This is a genomic window from Clostridium gasigenes (assembly GCF_900104115.1).
Classification (GTDB): Bacteria; Bacillota; Clostridia; order Clostridiales; family Clostridiaceae; genus Clostridium; species Clostridium gasigenes.
Window position 1 is genome coordinate 71,869 of the sequence record NZ_FNJM01000007.1, and the last position, 16,265, is coordinate 88,133.

General features: G+C 27.6%; 14 protein-coding genes. 12 read left to right on the forward strand and 2 right to left on the reverse strand.

The annotated features are described in order from the left end of the window. The first annotated feature begins 150 nt into the window (after window positions 1-150). The 10 genes from BLS77_RS12360 (at window position 151) to BLS77_RS12400 (ending at window position 11,527) form a co-directional block, all read left to right on the forward strand. Window positions 151-2,415: a hypothetical protein gene (locus tag BLS77_RS12360; protein ID WP_089970264.1), complete on the forward strand. Its 2,265-nt coding sequence runs from the start codon at window positions 151-153 to the stop codon at window positions 2,413-2,415. A 38-nt stretch (window positions 2,416-2,453) separates the two neighbouring features. Then, entirely contained in the window at window positions 2,454-2,720 is a 267-nt protein-coding gene (locus BLS77_RS12365) for an EscU/YscU/HrcU family type III secretion system export apparatus switch protein (protein WP_089970267.1), read from the forward strand. Continuing rightward, on the forward strand, window positions 2,720-3,415 hold the full coding sequence (locus BLS77_RS12370; RefSeq protein ID WP_089970270.1) for a metallophosphoesterase: 696 nt from the start codon (window positions 2,720-2,722) through the stop codon (window positions 3,413-3,415). Before BLS77_RS12365 ends, BLS77_RS12370 begins: the two co-directional genes overlap by 1 nt. Window positions 3,416-3,800: 385 nt before the next feature. After that, window positions 3,801-4,157 carry a sigma factor gene (locus BLS77_RS20330; RefSeq protein ID WP_242873978.1) on the forward strand — a complete coding sequence of 119 codons (357 nt, stop codon included), beginning with the start codon at window positions 3,801-3,803 and terminating at the stop codon, window positions 4,155-4,157. A 64-nt stretch (window positions 4,158-4,221) separates the two neighbouring features. Next, window positions 4,222-4,362: a hypothetical protein gene (locus BLS77_RS20335; protein WP_242873979.1), complete on the forward strand. Its 141-nt coding sequence runs from the start codon at window positions 4,222-4,224 to the stop codon at window positions 4,360-4,362. Further along, on the forward strand, window positions 4,363-5,751 hold the full coding sequence (locus BLS77_RS12380; RefSeq protein ID WP_089970273.1) for a DUF4179 domain-containing protein: 1,389 nt from the start codon (window positions 4,363-4,365) through the stop codon (window positions 5,749-5,751). Between the two features lie 203 nt (window positions 5,752-5,954). Continuing rightward, entirely contained in the window at window positions 5,955-6,605 is a 651-nt protein-coding gene (locus tag BLS77_RS12385) for a hypothetical protein (RefSeq protein WP_089970275.1), read from the forward strand. A gap of 257 nt (window positions 6,606-6,862) precedes the next feature. Next, window positions 6,863-8,365, forward strand: a complete 1,503-nt coding sequence (locus tag BLS77_RS12390) for an RNA-binding domain-containing protein (RefSeq protein WP_242873980.1) — start codon at window positions 6,863-6,865, stop codon at window positions 8,363-8,365. A 167-nt stretch (window positions 8,366-8,532) separates the two neighbouring features. Beyond that, a complete protein-coding gene (locus tag BLS77_RS12395) occupies window positions 8,533-8,808 on the forward strand; it encodes an ArsR/SmtB family transcription factor (protein WP_089970278.1) in 276 nt (91 codons plus the stop codon). Between the two features lie 178 nt (window positions 8,809-8,986). Further along, window positions 8,987-11,527 carry an FAD-dependent oxidoreductase gene (locus BLS77_RS12400; RefSeq protein WP_089970281.1) on the forward strand — a complete coding sequence of 847 codons (2,541 nt, stop codon included), beginning with the start codon at window positions 8,987-8,989 and terminating at the stop codon, window positions 11,525-11,527. 465 nt (window positions 11,528-11,992) lie between these two features. Here the strand turns inward: BLS77_RS12400 and BLS77_RS12405 are convergent, their stop codons facing one another. Continuing rightward, window positions 11,993-12,658 (reverse strand): DUF2225 domain-containing protein, encoded by a 666-nt coding sequence (locus BLS77_RS12405; RefSeq protein ID WP_089970284.1) that lies wholly within the window; start codon window positions 12,656-12,658, stop codon window positions 11,993-11,995. A gap of 338 nt (window positions 12,659-12,996) precedes the next feature. Then, window positions 12,997-13,959: a methyl-accepting chemotaxis protein gene (locus BLS77_RS12410; RefSeq protein ID WP_089970287.1), complete on the reverse strand. Its 963-nt coding sequence runs from the start codon at window positions 13,957-13,959 to the stop codon at window positions 12,997-12,999. Between the two features lie 479 nt (window positions 13,960-14,438). Between BLS77_RS12410 and yjbM the strand changes: the two genes are divergently transcribed. Then, window positions 14,439-15,230 (forward strand): GTP diphosphokinase, encoded by a 792-nt coding sequence (gene yjbM, locus BLS77_RS12415; protein WP_089970289.1) that lies wholly within the window; start codon window positions 14,439-14,441, stop codon window positions 15,228-15,230. A gap of 226 nt (window positions 15,231-15,456) precedes the next feature. Then, the gene (locus BLS77_RS12420) at window positions 15,457-16,233 is read left to right on the forward strand and encodes a hypothetical protein (protein ID WP_089970292.1); all 777 of its coding nucleotides are present in this window, start codon (window positions 15,457-15,459) and stop codon (window positions 16,231-16,233) included. Window positions 16,234-16,265: the final 32 nt, after the last annotated feature.

Below are 16,265 nucleotides of genomic sequence, written 5' to 3' on the forward strand. Positions count from 1 at the left end.
AATAGAGCTTCAAAAAACTGTTACTGTTGCTAAATAAATTACAAAAAATTACGATAGTTAAATTAAGAACTTGAAAAAAATAATAAACATAATAGTTTGTTGCTTTTGGAAAGTGTATTAAGAGTAAAAAATGCTAGGATGGTGGACACAATGCCAGCAATTTGGAATGTTAATAATTCATATAATGTTAATAATAGTAACAAGAAGGTAGCTAGTAAGTTAGCCTTTAATGTTGGAGAAAAATTTTCAGGTAATGTTATCAAAAAAGGTGATGGAAAAGAAGTTTCTATTAAGCTTACAGATGGATGGGAGTTTTCGGCAGAAGTAGATGGAGATTTAGACTCTTTAGAAAAGGGTTTTCAGAGATTTGAAGTTGAAGGTTTTGAAGACGGGAAGTTAAAGCTTAAGATTGTAAATAAAGAGAATGGGGCAAACCAGACTAACAAAGGTGAGCTTAATGATATTATAACTAAAGAGGGTCTAAGCAAAAAAGACATACCAATATTAGAAGCTATGCTTAAATATGATATTCCTTTAACTCGGGAAAATATTAAAATGGTAAAGGGATTAATTCAAGTTAATGAGAAGATACAAGGAAATCCTAAGGAAATAGAAAAATTTATTTCTAAATATTTAGAAAGTAGAGGGATAGATCCAAGCTCAACAAAGGGACAAGCAGTTACTCAAAAGTTACAACAGTTTTTAGATGTATTTAAAAACTTATCTAAGGAAGAAGTCTTGTTGTTTTTAGAGAATGATATTGAATTTACTAAGGAGAATATAGACAGTTATAATAAACTTTTTAAAGGACAGGGTAAAGTCTCAAATATTATAAATGAAATAAAAAGTGAATTTAAAAACCTAAATCTATTAGAAAATGTAGATATATCTGAAGCTGAATCATTAAACTTAGGAAAAAATATGGGTAATAGTGAAGACATTAAACAAAATAAAGATATTAATAATAAGTTTAATAATGTTAATATACAAAATGGAGAAGATAGTAGAGCACAAGTTGCAAAGGAAACTATTCCTGTAAGTATAGAAGGTAAAGTTACAGTCGAAGAAAAAAATGGAACTAAGGTAGAGAATAAAAATCAATCTAATCCAGAAAACAAAAATGAATTTAAGTTAGAAGAAAAAAATATACAAGCTTTAGAATCTAAATCAGGGACTATACAAAATGATAGTAGTAAGTCAGATAACTCAAACAATAAGTTAGTAACTGGGACTTATGAGAAAAACGATGCAGTCCAAAATAAAGTTAGTGTGCTAGCAGTGCTTAAATCCTTAATGGGTGGAGGGGAAGAGCTGTTAAACATTGAGCTAAAGGATTTAATAAATAATAGAAGTTCAGACTTTACAACTAAGGGTTTTGAAAAGGCCTATAATGCTATAAATAAAATTGATGATACCAGCTTTATTTCTATGTTAAAGAATGAAATAGGTGAATATAATAATAGCCCTCAAAAAACTGAAAATAATCTTAATGATTATATAAATAAAAAAATGGACGATGCAAAGTTTGGAGGCGGAGAATTATCTTTTAATAAGATAGAACTGGAAAGTGTATTATCAAAAGTAATAGGTAAAGATATAGTTCTAACAAAAGAGGAATTTACTAAAATAAAAGATATTGTTAATTTAAAGATTACAGAAGGCGAGAATAGCGATAAGCCAATTACAGTAGATCAGCCTAAAAATGAAGTAGCAATTAAAGATGGAAACTTGGTTAAAGGTGAAAAAATTAATGAATCTTTAAATGGTAAAAATATCCTTAATGAATCGCAAAATGATAAAAGTACTATTAATTTAAAGCTAGATAATACAGAAGTATTAAAAGGATTAGTAAAGGATAAAATTTCTTTCCAAGAAGAAGTTAAAAATAATATTTTATTAAAAGCTGAAGAAGGAAAAGAAATTATAAAAAGTATATTATCAAGCATTAAAAATGAAGGAGAAGTACCTGGAAAAATATTGGATATAATTAAAAATAATATAAGTGATATAAAATTATTTAATAAAATAAATCAAGAGTATTATTATTTAGATGTGCCAGTAAATATTAAAGAGCAGGAGTACCCTTGTAGGTTAATACTTAAGGATAATAGAAAAGATGGCAAAAAAGTAGATAGTACAAATGTTAAAATGGTTGTAACAGTGAAAACAGTTAACCTTGGAGTTGTTGATGGATATATAAAAGTATTGGAAAAGAAAATAGATATAGATTTAAAATGTGAAGATAGTTTTGTTAAAATATTAGATTTAGGAAAAGAAAAACTAGTTTCTAATATAAAAACCTTAGGATTTAATATTTCCGTAAAGGTAAGTAAAAAAGAAGATGAAGTATCCTTAACAAATTGTAGAGAGTTTTTTAATGAAAATAATATGGCAAATATAGATATTAAGGTATAATAGATTTATAAGAATTAAACTAGTAAGGAGGGAAAATTTTGAGTCAAAGAAAAAAGGCAGCAGCTTTGAAATATGAACAAAATAGTGCTGCACCAATTGTTACCGCAGTGGGTATGGGACAAATTGCTGATAATATAATTGAAAGAGCAGAGGAAAATAATGTTCCAATAGTGTATAATAAAGAACTAACAGACCTACTTTGCAATGTTAATGTAGGTGATGATATTCCCTCTGAACTATATGAAGCAGTTGCTCATGTAATTGCATTCGTAACAGATTTAGATAGAATAGTAAGGAGAAACTAATGGCTTTATATGCTATTTCAGACCTTCATCTTGCTTTAACAACAGACAAACCAATGGATATATTTGGTGATAAGTGGTTAAATCACGATGAAAAAATAAAGAATAATTGGATAAAGAAAGTTACAGAAGAAGACACAGTACTTATTGCAGGAGATATATCATGGTCAATGAGTGCAGAAGACAGCATCGGTGACTTAGATTGGATAGATGCTCTTCCTGGAAAGAAAATAATCTCAAAAGGAAATCATGATTATTGGTGGGGAAGTATATCTAAATTAAATAGGATGTACAAGAATACAAAGTTCCTTCAAAATAATTTCTATACTTATGGAGAATATGCTATTTGTGGATCAAGAGGATGGATATGCCCAGGAGTAGATAGATTCACTGAAAAAGATAAAAAAATCTATGATAGAGAAGTGATAAGAATAAAATTATCTCTTGATTCAGCAAAAAAAGCTGGATATACTAAATTGATAGTAATGATACATTACCCTCCAACTAACGATAAATATGAAGATTCAGCTTTTACAGAAATATTTAAAGAATACAATGTAGAAAAAGTTATATACGGACATCTTCATGGCCCATCACTAAGTCATGTATTAACTGGAGAAAGAGATGGAACAGAATATATAATGACAAGTTGTGATTATATTAATTTTGACCCTATAGATATCACCCCAGGGGTGTAAATTTTTCCAAATGAATAACAAGAATACGAATTAATTATTTATTTTAAAATGTCTAAAGAAGGCTGTAGCATGCAGAATAATTGCTATAGCCTTCTTTGTTTGTGTACTTAAAATTATTAAAGTGAGTATTTGCTAATTTTTTTTGTTATGATCGTTATATAGGGTGTAAGAGCTTTTACAAATAAGTTAGGCATAGTAAAATAAATAATCAAGGATACTGGTCTATTATTTATTTGGATATGCCTTATTAGAAGAAAGAGTATAGTTTGAGCTATATCATGAAATGTAATTTAAATAAAATATTATTGTATATAAATTATATTTAAAGTGATTATGCAAAATTAATAGCTATTTTGAAGATGGCTAAAATTAAGAGGGGAAAAATATGGGGATAAATTCGAAAAATTATATAAAGAAACTGCAAAGTGGAAATGAACATGCTTTAGAATATGTTTATGATAAGCATATTCCACTTGTTAAAAGTATTATTTATAAAGTAATTGGAAAATTTGATGATAATGGATTAGTTGAAGAATGTATAAATGACGTATTTTTATCTGTTTGGAACAATTCAAATAAGTTTAAAGGTGATGAAGTTAACTTTAAAAATTGGGTTTGTGCTATAGCAAAATTTAAAGCTATAGATTATTACAGATCAACAGTTAAAAAGTCAGAAATAATTTTAGATACAATTGAAATAAAAGATAAAAATACTTTTAGAAGAAGAAATTTTAATAGCTGAAAATAGAAGTGAAGTAATTAATTTATTAAATGAATTAGAGCCTTTAGATAGAGATATATTTATAATGAAGTTTTTCTTAGGGGTAAAGGCAGAGGATATTGGAAGAAAGATTGGGCTTAGTAAATCTGCTGTAGATAGTAGGATTTATAGGAATAAAAAAAATCTTAAAGAATCTGCTAGAAGTTTAAAGCTGGGGGTAGTTTAAATGAAGGATATATATGAGTTGTTAAATGAAGCTAACATAGATGTTACAGAAATAGATATTAATAAAATAGAAGAAATGGAAGTAAGTGAACTAGAAAGAAAAAGAGGAAAGAAAAAATTAATGGCATCAATAAAAACTAAAAAAAGAACTAGTAAAAAAATAGCTATGGTTGCATCATTAGTAATTATTATGGGGATGTCATCAATAGTTATAGCAAAACCAGCATGGGCAATGGATATACCTCTTATAGGAGACTTAATTCAAAATAATTTAATAAATAATAATAGTAAATATAAAGATTATATACAAGCAGTTGGACAAACTAAATCAGACCAAGGAATAGATATAACATTTGAAAGTGCTATTGCAGATAATAATGTGTTGAATTTAAGTTTTGTAGTTAAAAATAATAATGAAAGCATAGAGAATAATATTGTAGATGCAATGGTAATTCCAACATCATTGGAGGTTAATGGAGAAAAAATTAATGCATCATCTGGAGGAAGTCATGAAATTATAGATGCAAATACTATTAGAGTTTTGAAAAAAATAAATTGGGATTATAATAAAGTATATGACAAATTAGATGTAGGTATAGAAATATCAGAGATGTACGGTAAAAAAGGAAATTGGAGCGTTAACTTTGCATTAGATACAAAAGAAATTGCAAAGAATACTTATGTAGAAAAATTAGATAAAGTAATTAAGGTTGATGGAGTTGATATTAAATTAGATAAATTGACAATGACACCATTGACTATAAATATTAATTATTCAGCTGAATATAAAGATAAAGAGGTATATTTGAATTTCCTTATGTTTGATGAAAATGGAGTAGAAGTTATAAATAATGGCAATCGCGGTAGCAGCAGTAGGGTGAAAAAAATAATTGAAGGAAGTTGTAAGTATATTAACAATACAAATGCAAAACAATTAAAAATAATACCTTTTTATGATAAATATAGAATGGAAGAAAATAATGAGATTGAGAAGAAGTTGCCATCAACTAAGATAAATATAGAAAAATACTCTCCACTTAACTTAAAGATAAATGAAGATGCATCAATAGATATAAATGATTGGATAGTAGATGGGGAGTTTCTAATAGTTAAATATTCATATAGATATTTAGATACAGAACTGACTAACACAAGCTTAGCTAAAATATATATAAATGTAGATGGAGAGGATGTATCAAAAGTACAGAGTTGGAATGAGGAAGATGAAGAGAAAAAAAATAATTTATATAGTAAATATAATGAAAGCAATAGAGATGGCCTTATGAGAATAGAAAAAATAGGAGATTCTAAAAATATAGAAATAGGTTGCTATGATGGAAGTTCAATAGAAATTTTTAATGATCAAGCATTTACAGTAACAAAAAAATAGATAAAGAGTGAAACAGATATAGTACAAAAAAATATTGTACTATATCTGTTTTTTTATTAATCAAAATCTAGATTATAGATAAATAGTAATAAATAAAAGAAAACGATTTTTAATTAATGAAAAGTATATATTTAATTTACTATTAATATGATATACTAAAAAAAAGTATAAAAAATAACATATGAATAAGTGAGGAATACAATATGAGAATTAAAAAGATATCATTATTATTAGTTACAGCAGTATTAACATTAGGACTAGCGGGATGTATGCCAAAGGGCAAAGTTAAGTTGCCAGAAGGTGATGTTAAAATAGCTAAGCAACAAATTCAAGGTGTATTAGATTTTATGTTGCAATCAGCAGAGTATGGACCAGATAAAAGTATAATAGCATCCATGTTATTACCAGAAGATGCAGCTTATGATTTAATATTATCTAGAGAACAATATAAAGATGGAAATCTGGTTGAAACCAAAGAAATAACTACGTACACAACTGGAACTATAGCTAAAGATGATATGATTCATATGGTAATTAATGCAGGAAAAATTAGCGAAGATGAATCAATTAAAACAATATATTCAGTAGCAGAAGTAGATTCAGAAAAAACTACAAAAAAAGAGCAGCCAGTATATAAAGTTGCCAAAGTTAAGGAAGCCGCTTTAAATTATGATTTAAAGAGTGATGTAGCTCAAGTAGGTAAAAACCTAGATGAAGAAGTTGTATTAACTGGATATGTTAAATTTAAAGACGCTGATACAGAAAAAGTAGCTATTAACTTAGACACATATAAAGAAGAAGTTTCTAAATATGCAGAGGTTAATATTGTAAAAGTAAAAGTAACAAAGAAATAATTACCGCAGGGGTGTAAATATTTCCAGGTGCAAGTAATTAAAAATGAAAACACTATAGATTCGTTCTATGGTGTTTTTGCTATGAAAATAGATAAATAGTAGATGGTAATCTTCGACTCAATGTTTAATAACACAATTTATTGGTATATAATATAAATATGTAAGGTGTAGTTTGACACCAAAGGTGGGCAGCGCCAAAATACAAGAATACTGACTTGTTATTTATTTGGATATGCCTAAATAAGAAAATAGGTGCGGTGATTAAAATAGATAAGAATATTAAAAATATAAAAGAAATTCTGAGATTAGGTGAAGCAATTAATATTGAGTTTAAAGAAAGTAAAGAAAAATTGAATAGGGATGTTTTCGATGCTGTATGTGGATTTTTAAATAGAAATGGTGGAGAGATAATTTTAGGGGCAAAAGATGATGGTAGTATTGTAGGAATATCTAAGGACTTCGTAGATAAGATAAAAAAGGAATTCGTTACGTCAATGAATAATCCTAATAAAATAAATCCAACTTTTTATTTGTCTGTAGAAGAGTATGAGATAGATAAAAAAGTTATATTATATATTTATGTTCCTGAAAGTTCACAGGTACATAGGTGTTCTGGAAAAATATTTGATAGGAATGAAGATGGAGATTTTGATATAACTAATAATACAAATTTGGTGGCGGATATGTATTTTAGAAAGCAAAGAACGTATACCGAGAATCAAATATACCCATTCATAACATTAGATGATTTAAAAATTGAACTAATAAAACGTGCAAGAAAGTTAGCTGTAAATCAAAGAGCCAATCATCCGTGGCAAGATTTAAATGATATGGAATTGTTAAAGAGCGCAGGTTTATATATGAAAGATTACCAAACTGGTAAAGAAGGTTTTACTCTAGCAGCAGTATTATTACTAGGTAAGGATGAATTAATTACAGCTGTATTACCACATTATAGAACTGATGCAATATTAAGAGTGGAAGATATTGATAGATATGATGATAGGGATGATATTAGAACAAACTTAATAGAAAGTTATGATAGGCTTATGGTATTTGTTGAAAAACATTTAAGTGATAAATTTTTCTTAGAGAATGATCAAAGAATTAGTTTAAGAAATAGGATATTTAGAGAAGTAATTTCTAATATTTTAATTCATAGAGATTACGCAAATTCATTTCCAGCTAAATTTATTATTAATAGAGATGTAGTTATAACTGAAAATAGTAATAAGCCACATGGTCATGGAGCTATAAATCCAGAAAAATTCTCACCATTTCCTAAAAACCCTATGATAGCTAAATTTTTCAAGGAAATAGGATGGGTAGACGAGCTAGGTTCGGGAGTAAGGAATATTTATAAATATAGTAAGGCTTATTCAGGTAGAGAACCGGGTCTTGTAGAAGATGATATTTTCCAAATAGAAATACCTATACCGAAGATTATTCAAGATAATAAATATAAGGCCCAAGATAAGGTACAAGATAAGGTACAAGATAAGGTACAAGATAAGGTACAAGATAAGGTGCAAGATGGAAATTTAAGTGGTTTTAATGGTACAGAATTGAAGATCATTGAGGTATTAAAAGATAATACTATGTCTAGAAAGGAAATAATTAAAGCGCTAGGGTATAAATCTATAACAGGTAATATTAGAAAGGCTATAGATCGATTACTTGAAAAAGGATTAATAGAATATACTATTCCTGATAAACCAAGAAGTAAAAATCAAAGGTATAGGATCAACAGTGGGGTGTAATTATTTCCAGGTGCAAGTTCTAACATAATATTAGTATAGGCATAGGATAGATATTTAAATACAATATCTATCCTATGTTTTTTTTATTGACATCTTAGCAACTATATCGTATTATTTGAATATAGTAATGTATAGAAATTAAAATTTGAAATAAAGGTGTGGAACAGATGGATAATAATTATAAACAGTATGAAGAAACAGCAGAGCTTTTAAAAGTTTTAGCTCATCCAATTAGATTGTGTATTGTTAGCGGCCTTTTAGAGGTTGGTTCCTGTAATGTAAGCAAAATGCAAAATTGTTTGGGAGTTCCTCAATCAACAATTTCTCAGCATCTTCAAAAATTGAAAAGTGTAGGAATAATTATTGGAGAAAGAAATGGTCTGGAAGTTTTTTATAAAATTGCAGATGAAAGAGTAGAAACAATTATAAAAGCATTATTATAAAGTACAAAAATATAGAAATTTTATTTTGAATTTCTATGAATTATATATTTATAAATTTGAATATACAGATTAAAAGATTAATTGATTTTAAATAGTTTATAACAATAAACGTAATAACAAATAGAGTTAACAATAAATAAAATTGATAAATTTAGTATAAAAGAATGGAGGATTTAAAATGAAAAATAAAAGAGTGTTAATAGTTGGTGGGGTAGCAGGCGGTGCATCTACAGCTGCAAGACTTAGAAGGTTAGATGAAAATATTGAAATAATTATGTTTGAAAGAGGGGAACACATTTCATTTGCGAACTGTGGTTTACCTTATTATATAGGAGAAACAATTAAAAATCGCGATGCATTACTTCTACAAACACCTAAGAAAATGAATGATAGATTTAAAGTTAATGTAAGAATAAATAGTGAAGTTATTAGTATAGATACAGATAATAAAACTGTTAAGGTGAAGTCAAAAGCTGATGGAGAATATGAAGAAGGGTATGATTATTTAGTATTAGCGCCAGGGGCTAAGCCGATTAACCCAAATATTACAGGTGGGAATAGTGAAAAAATATTTACTCTTAGAAATGTCTGGGATACGGATAAAATAAAAAAATATGTTGATAATTCGGAGATAAAATCTGCGGTAGTTATTGGTGGAGGTTATATCGGAGTTGAAATGGCTGAAAATTTAAAGGAAAGGGGATTAGAGGTTACTTTAATAGAAGCGGCGCCTCATGTACTTGCTCCTTTTGACTCTGAATTTTCTGCACTTGTTGAAAAAGAATTAAATGATAATGGTATTTCAATAATCTTAAATGATAAGGTTAAAGGCTTTAAGGATACTCAAGATGGAATAAATGTTATTTTAGATAGTGAGAAGGAAGTTCAAACTCAAATTGTTATTTCTGCAATTGGAGTAATTCCAGATACAGGTTTCATCAAATCATCAGGTATTGAACTTGGTGACAGAGGTCATGTAAAAGTAGATGAGCATATGAAGACAAATAAAGAAAATGTATTTGCAGTAGGGGATGCTATTGTAGTTCGCGATTATGTAAATGGGGAAGATGCATTTATTCCACTTGCAGGACCTGCCAATAGACAAGGAAGAATAGTTGCAGATAATATTGCAGGTATAAATTCTATTTATAAAGGAACACTTGGAACTTCAATAATTAAGGTTTTTGATATGGTAGCAGCATCGACAGGTAATAATGAAAGAACTTTAAATAGATATAATATAAAATATAAAAAAGTTTATTTATATCCAATGTCACATGCAAGTTATTATCCAAATGCAACTCAATTATCAATTAAGGTTTTATATGATTTAGAAGGGAAAGTACTAGGAGCTCAAGCTTTAGGATATGAAGGCGTAGATAAATTTATAGATGTTATTGCAACAGTTATTAAGTTTGGTGGAACTATGGAAGATTTAACAGAGCTTGAACTAGCTTATGCACCACCATTTTCATCAGCAAAATCTCCAGCTAATATGGCAGGGTTTATAGCTCAAAATGAAATGAAGGGTTTAGAAGAAATAATAACTTTAGAAGAATTAGTTAATTATGATGAAAATAAGCAAATATTCTTAGATGTTAGAGAAAAAACAGAAATAGATATAAATGGAGAAATTCCAAACTTTATAAATATACCAGTAGACAAGTTAAGAGATAATTTAGAAACCTTAGATAAAAATAAAGAAATAGTAGTTTCATGTGCAGTAGGAGTAAGAGGTCATATTGCTTCAAGAATACTAATTCAAAATGGATTTAAAGTTAAAAACTTAACTGGTGGATATAAGGTATATAAAAACTGGGACTATAAAGCAGAGGTATTAGATAATAAACCTAAAGTTTGTCCTGTTATGGAAGATTTAGATAGGGAAATAAACTTAGGGAATAATACAGAAGATAAATCTAAAATAGATATTAGAGAAGAAGCGGCAATAGAGAAAGACCTTGCACCAAGAGTAACAAAAGAGCTTGATGCTACAGGATTATCTTGCCCAGGTCCATTAATGAAAGTTAAAACAATTATGGATGAAATGAATAAATGTGATATATTAAAAATAAAAGCATCAGATCCTGGTTTCTATAGAGATATTCAATCTTGGGCGAAGAAGACAAATAATACTTTATTAAACATAGAAAAAAACAAAGGTATTATAGAGGCTACAATTCAAAAAGGAATAGCTTTAGAAGAATCACTTTTAACAGTAGCAGATGAAAAATCATTAGTAAAAAAATTAAAGGGCCAAACAATAGTAGTGTTTAGTGGAGATTTAGACAAAGCCATAGCAGCATTTATAATAGCAAATGGAGCAGCAACTATGGGTAAAAAAGTTACAATGTTCTTTACATTCTGGGGATTAAACGTAATAAGAAAACCAGAGAAAATAAAAATAATTAAAAACCCTATAGAAAAGGCTTTTGGAATTATGATGCCAAGAGGAAGTCAAAAACTAGGCTTATCAAAAATGAACATGGCAGGAATGGGCGGGAAAATGATAAGAGGAGTTATGAAAAATAAAAACATCCAATCATTAGAAGACTTAATAGAAGCAGCACTAGAAAGTGGAATAGAACTAGTAGCATGTACAATGTCAATGGATGTTATGGGAATTAAAGAAGAAGAAATAATAAAAGGTGTAACTTATGGTGGAGTAGGATACTACCTAGGTGAAGCTGATGATTCAAATATAAATTTATTTATATAAGTCATACCAAATAAATGATATAAATAACAAGTCAATATGCAAAATATATAGCATATTGGCTTGTTATTTTTTTGAAATTAACTTTTATGTCTTAGTATTTTTAAGAGGTAATAATGAAAATTCTGGGCATGGGCTTGGACTATATATTGTATCCTATTATTCTAAGTTGTTAAATTATAATCTTGATATTAGAAATATTGAAAATGGTGTTGAGGCAATAGTCTATTTTTATAATACTTAAATAGTAGTGAGGATGTTATTCATAGGAAATAACTAAATTAATTATGTATAGATAAATTAGATAGAGTATTGTTTAAGAATATGTTTTAAAAACTCCAATACAGGTAAGTATACTTGCATTGGAGTTTTTTAGTTTCTATAAGTATTAATATGTACATGTTTTAAAACTTACTATTTGTTAATATGATGTTTAAAAATAGTAGTAGGGTTTATAATGTATATTAATTAAAGCTCTTTAATTTTATCTCTTCCCTCACGAGCAAGTTCTTTAATCTTATGTGTGGAGCCTACAGATGTTAGAGTTTTAGAGTACCATTTTAGAGCATCATCATTCCTATTTAAACGTCTTGATAACTCACCAATTAAATACATAAGTGAAAATTTATCCAATCCATACACAGGAAGATCCTCATTAAGAAAAACTTCTTGAAACCCATCAAGAGCTTGTTGTAAAAGAATGTTTTCATTTTTAGTATCATCTAATAATCTATAAATCCAAGCTATTTTTAAGCATATCATAGATTTAGTACTTGTTTTTGAATCTGTTAATACTGCTGTGAGTAAAGCTAATTTATATCTTTGGATAGCAATTTCCTCAGTAAATACATTAGGATAAAATTTGCATTTCCATTTAGGTGTAATTCTATTTTTAACTAGATCTATTTGGGATTTTTTTATTTTATTAAATTCTGACTGCATACTACTATAACCGCAACTACTGCATATTAATACATCATAAAAATAAGGATTAATAACTGAATAGCGTATAAAAAAATCACTATCCCTAGAAATAATTCTAGAAGTCTTTGCTTTAACTGAAATAAATTCAAAATTATCACCGCAAACGGGACAAGTTATAGTATTCATAAAAGTATAATGTGGAATTTCCATTTATTAATCACCTCTGAATTATTGATTACTGTACGTCAAAAAGTTGTTTTTTAGAAGGATAGCCCTAATATCAATAATATAGAGCTATCTCGAATTATATTTTAGCATAGTAGTGCACTGATAGCTATAAAAAAAATGTGGGAATTATTTAATGAAATTTTTATAGATTTAAAAAATGTTTTAAGTGAATAAGTTGAGGAGATTTTTGAAATGTATTAAAAAAACTCCAATTCAAGTAATTATACTTGAATTGGAGTTTTATGAATTATTTTAAAATAACAATTTAATATGATAATTTATTTTGCATATTTATTAGTTATTCTCTTATATGTCTTATTTTAAAGTGTGTTATTAAGATTCTTAACTGTTTCATCAAATTCTTCAATATTATTAGATTGTATATCCATATTAGCAGCAATTTCTTGGCAAAGAGCTGAATGCTCTTGTGAAATTGTGGATACTCTTTCCATAATTGATATAACTTCATCCTTTTTAGAAGAAGAATTTACTAAATTAACAATACATTCATCTATTTCAACATTAGCCTCATTAATTGATGATTTTATATTAGTAAAGCTATTTTTAGTGTTTAAAAGTGTAGCTTGTTGAGTGCTTAAAGCGATGTTACCAGTTTTAGTTGCTTTTGATGTATCTAATATATCTGATTTTATATCATCTAATATACGTGTGATACTTTCAACAGATTGCTTTGAGTTTTCTGCAAGCTTTCTAACTTCACCAGCAACTACTGAGAAACCACGTCCAGCTTCTCCCGCACGAGCAGCTTCAATAGCAGCATTAAGTGATAAAAGATTAGTTTGGCTAGCAATTTGACTTATAGAATCTGTAATTGTATTAACTGATTCAAGTTTAGAAACTAATGTGTTAACTGTAGTGCTAACAATACTAAAAGCTTGTTGAAGTGATTTTAAAGAGGCATCTAAATCAACAAAGGTATTAAGCCCTTCATCAGCTACATCGCCTGTATCTAAAACTTTTATTTGAACATTAGTTATGTTATAAGCTAATTGTTCCATATTCTTATTGAAATTCTCTAAAATAGAAGTAGCATTTGTAACTTCTTCAGCTTGTGTAAGAGTTGCAGATGTTAAATTACTTAAAGAACTATTAACCTCTTTTATAGCTAATGATATGTTTGTACTATTTTCATTTAATAATCCTACTTGAGATTTTATCTCGCTAGAATTAGAGTCTTCAATTGCCTTAGATGCTATGATATCTCTTGTAGTTGGGGCAGAAGAAACGATTTCTTTTTTTTTCAATGTGGAAAATAAGCCCATGTTATTGCCTCCTAAGTTTTATTTTTTCAATTGACTAAGGGATTTTCAAAAATAACTAGTTAATAGGATAGTTTGTTTTTGACTATTCCTTAGAGATATTTTAAAAAACAACTAATCATATTGCGGTATATTTTGAGCTATGTCTTATTACCACAACCTTTACATAATTTATTATGCATAGGTTATAGCTATTAGCCTAAAACAAAATATTCTCACAGCTTTTGACATGTTATTTTCTTTTAGCTCACTTAAAATGTTTTAGTAAATACACTTTAGTTATATATCGTCCATAATAACCTAATTCTTTAATTTTTTGTTATTAAATTAAAGAAAATTATCATTATTTCCATTATATTTCAATTTTGTTGATATGTAAAATAAAAGATATAGAAAAAGAAAAAATATTATTGTAAGAATTTAATTACACTTTTAAAAAAATTTGATATAATGATAAAGTGAAACTTGTGAAGGGTGATAATATGGCGATATATGATTGGAAAAGTTTTCTAATGCCTTATGAACAGGCTGTAGATGAACTAAAAGTAAAAATTAGAAGTATAAGAAAAGAATACAGAAGAAAAAATGAATATTCACCAATAGAATTTGTTACGGGAAGAGTAAAGGATATATCAAGTTTACTAGAGAAAGCAAATAAATTTGAAATTCCTTTAGATAGAGTTCAATATGAAATGGAAGATATAGCAGGGATAAGAATTATGTGTCAATTTGTTGATGATATAGATAAGGTTGTAGAACTTTTACGTGCAAGACGTGACATGCAAATTCTTTATGAAAAAGATTATATAAGAAGCGTAAAAACAAGTGGGTATAGAAGTTACCACCTTATTATTAAATATCCTGTTAATATGGCATCAGGTCAAAGAGATATTTTAGCAGAATTTCAAATAAGAACTTTAGCCATGAATTTTTGGGCAACTATTGAACATTCATTAAATTATAAATATAAACAACAAATGCCAGGGGATATTAAAATAAAATTAAAAAAGGCAGCAGATACGGCTTTTGAGTTAGATGAACAAATGTTAGAAATTAAAGATGAAATTAAAGATGCACAAAAATTATTTGAAGTTAAATCAGATATTGTTTCAAACATAATGAATAGCATTTTGACATTAATATCACTAGGAAAATCAGCAGAAGCTAGTAGATATGAAGTTTCATTAAATAAGTTAATAGAAGACGGCGGAATTTGGGAATTGACTAGTATTTTAGAATCAATAAACCATGATATTGACAGATATAGAGAATAAATATGGAGTTTAAAGAAGACATTAATCTTAAATTGGTTAATGTCTTCTTTTATTTTTAATATTGTATTTGATAATATATATTACTTGATGATATTTATCCGTAAATCCTGTATAATAAAAGTAGATAGAGTATACAAATTAAATTAGTTAGGGAACTTTTAAAAAATAGCAAGTCAAGAGACTGTGTATATTTTTGAAGATGCCTAAGGGAAGAAGGAGTTTTAATATGGAAGATTTAGATTTAAAGAAGATTTATAATAATCCTTTTAATATACAAAATATAGAGAACCCAACTGAAGAAGTTCAATTAGCAGCTGTTAAGAAAAATGGACTAACTTTAAAGTTTATAAATAACCCAAGCAAAGAAGTTCAAAAAGAGGCTGTTAAAAGTAATCCTTTAGCAATAGAATTTATAGAAAATCCAAGTGAAAATTTAGGAATACTAGCAGTACAATCTTTATGGAATTCTTTAAAGCTTATAAAAGATCCTACAAATAAAATTATAGAAGAAGCAATAAAAACAAAAGGTTGGGCGATTCAATTTATTGAAAATCCCTCAGAAAAAATGAAGCTACTAGCAGTAAAGAAAGATTATGATGCAATAAAATATATTAAAGAAACTTCAGAAGAAGTTAGCCTTGAAGCAATAAAAACTTATTGGGGTGCAATAAGATATATACATAATGCAAGTTTAAATGTTAAAAGAGCAGCAGTTATTGAAAATGAGGAAGCTATTAATTACATTGAAAGTTATGATTTAGATGAGCTAAAGATATTAATTGGAGATAATATAAATGTAGTTAAGTATGTATATGATTCAATTGATGTAGATCTAGTTATAGATGTTTTAAGAGATAAACTTATAAATGAAGATATAGATTCTGAATATATGAAGAATTTTTTTAAACTAGAAATTTTAGAAATGGATAAGATTAATTTTATAAGAGAGCAAGGAAGTAAAAAAGCTAAAATGCTATTAGTGGATTATAAGCTTTCTATGTAAGTAAGCTTAGAGAACTTCAAGAAACAACTAGC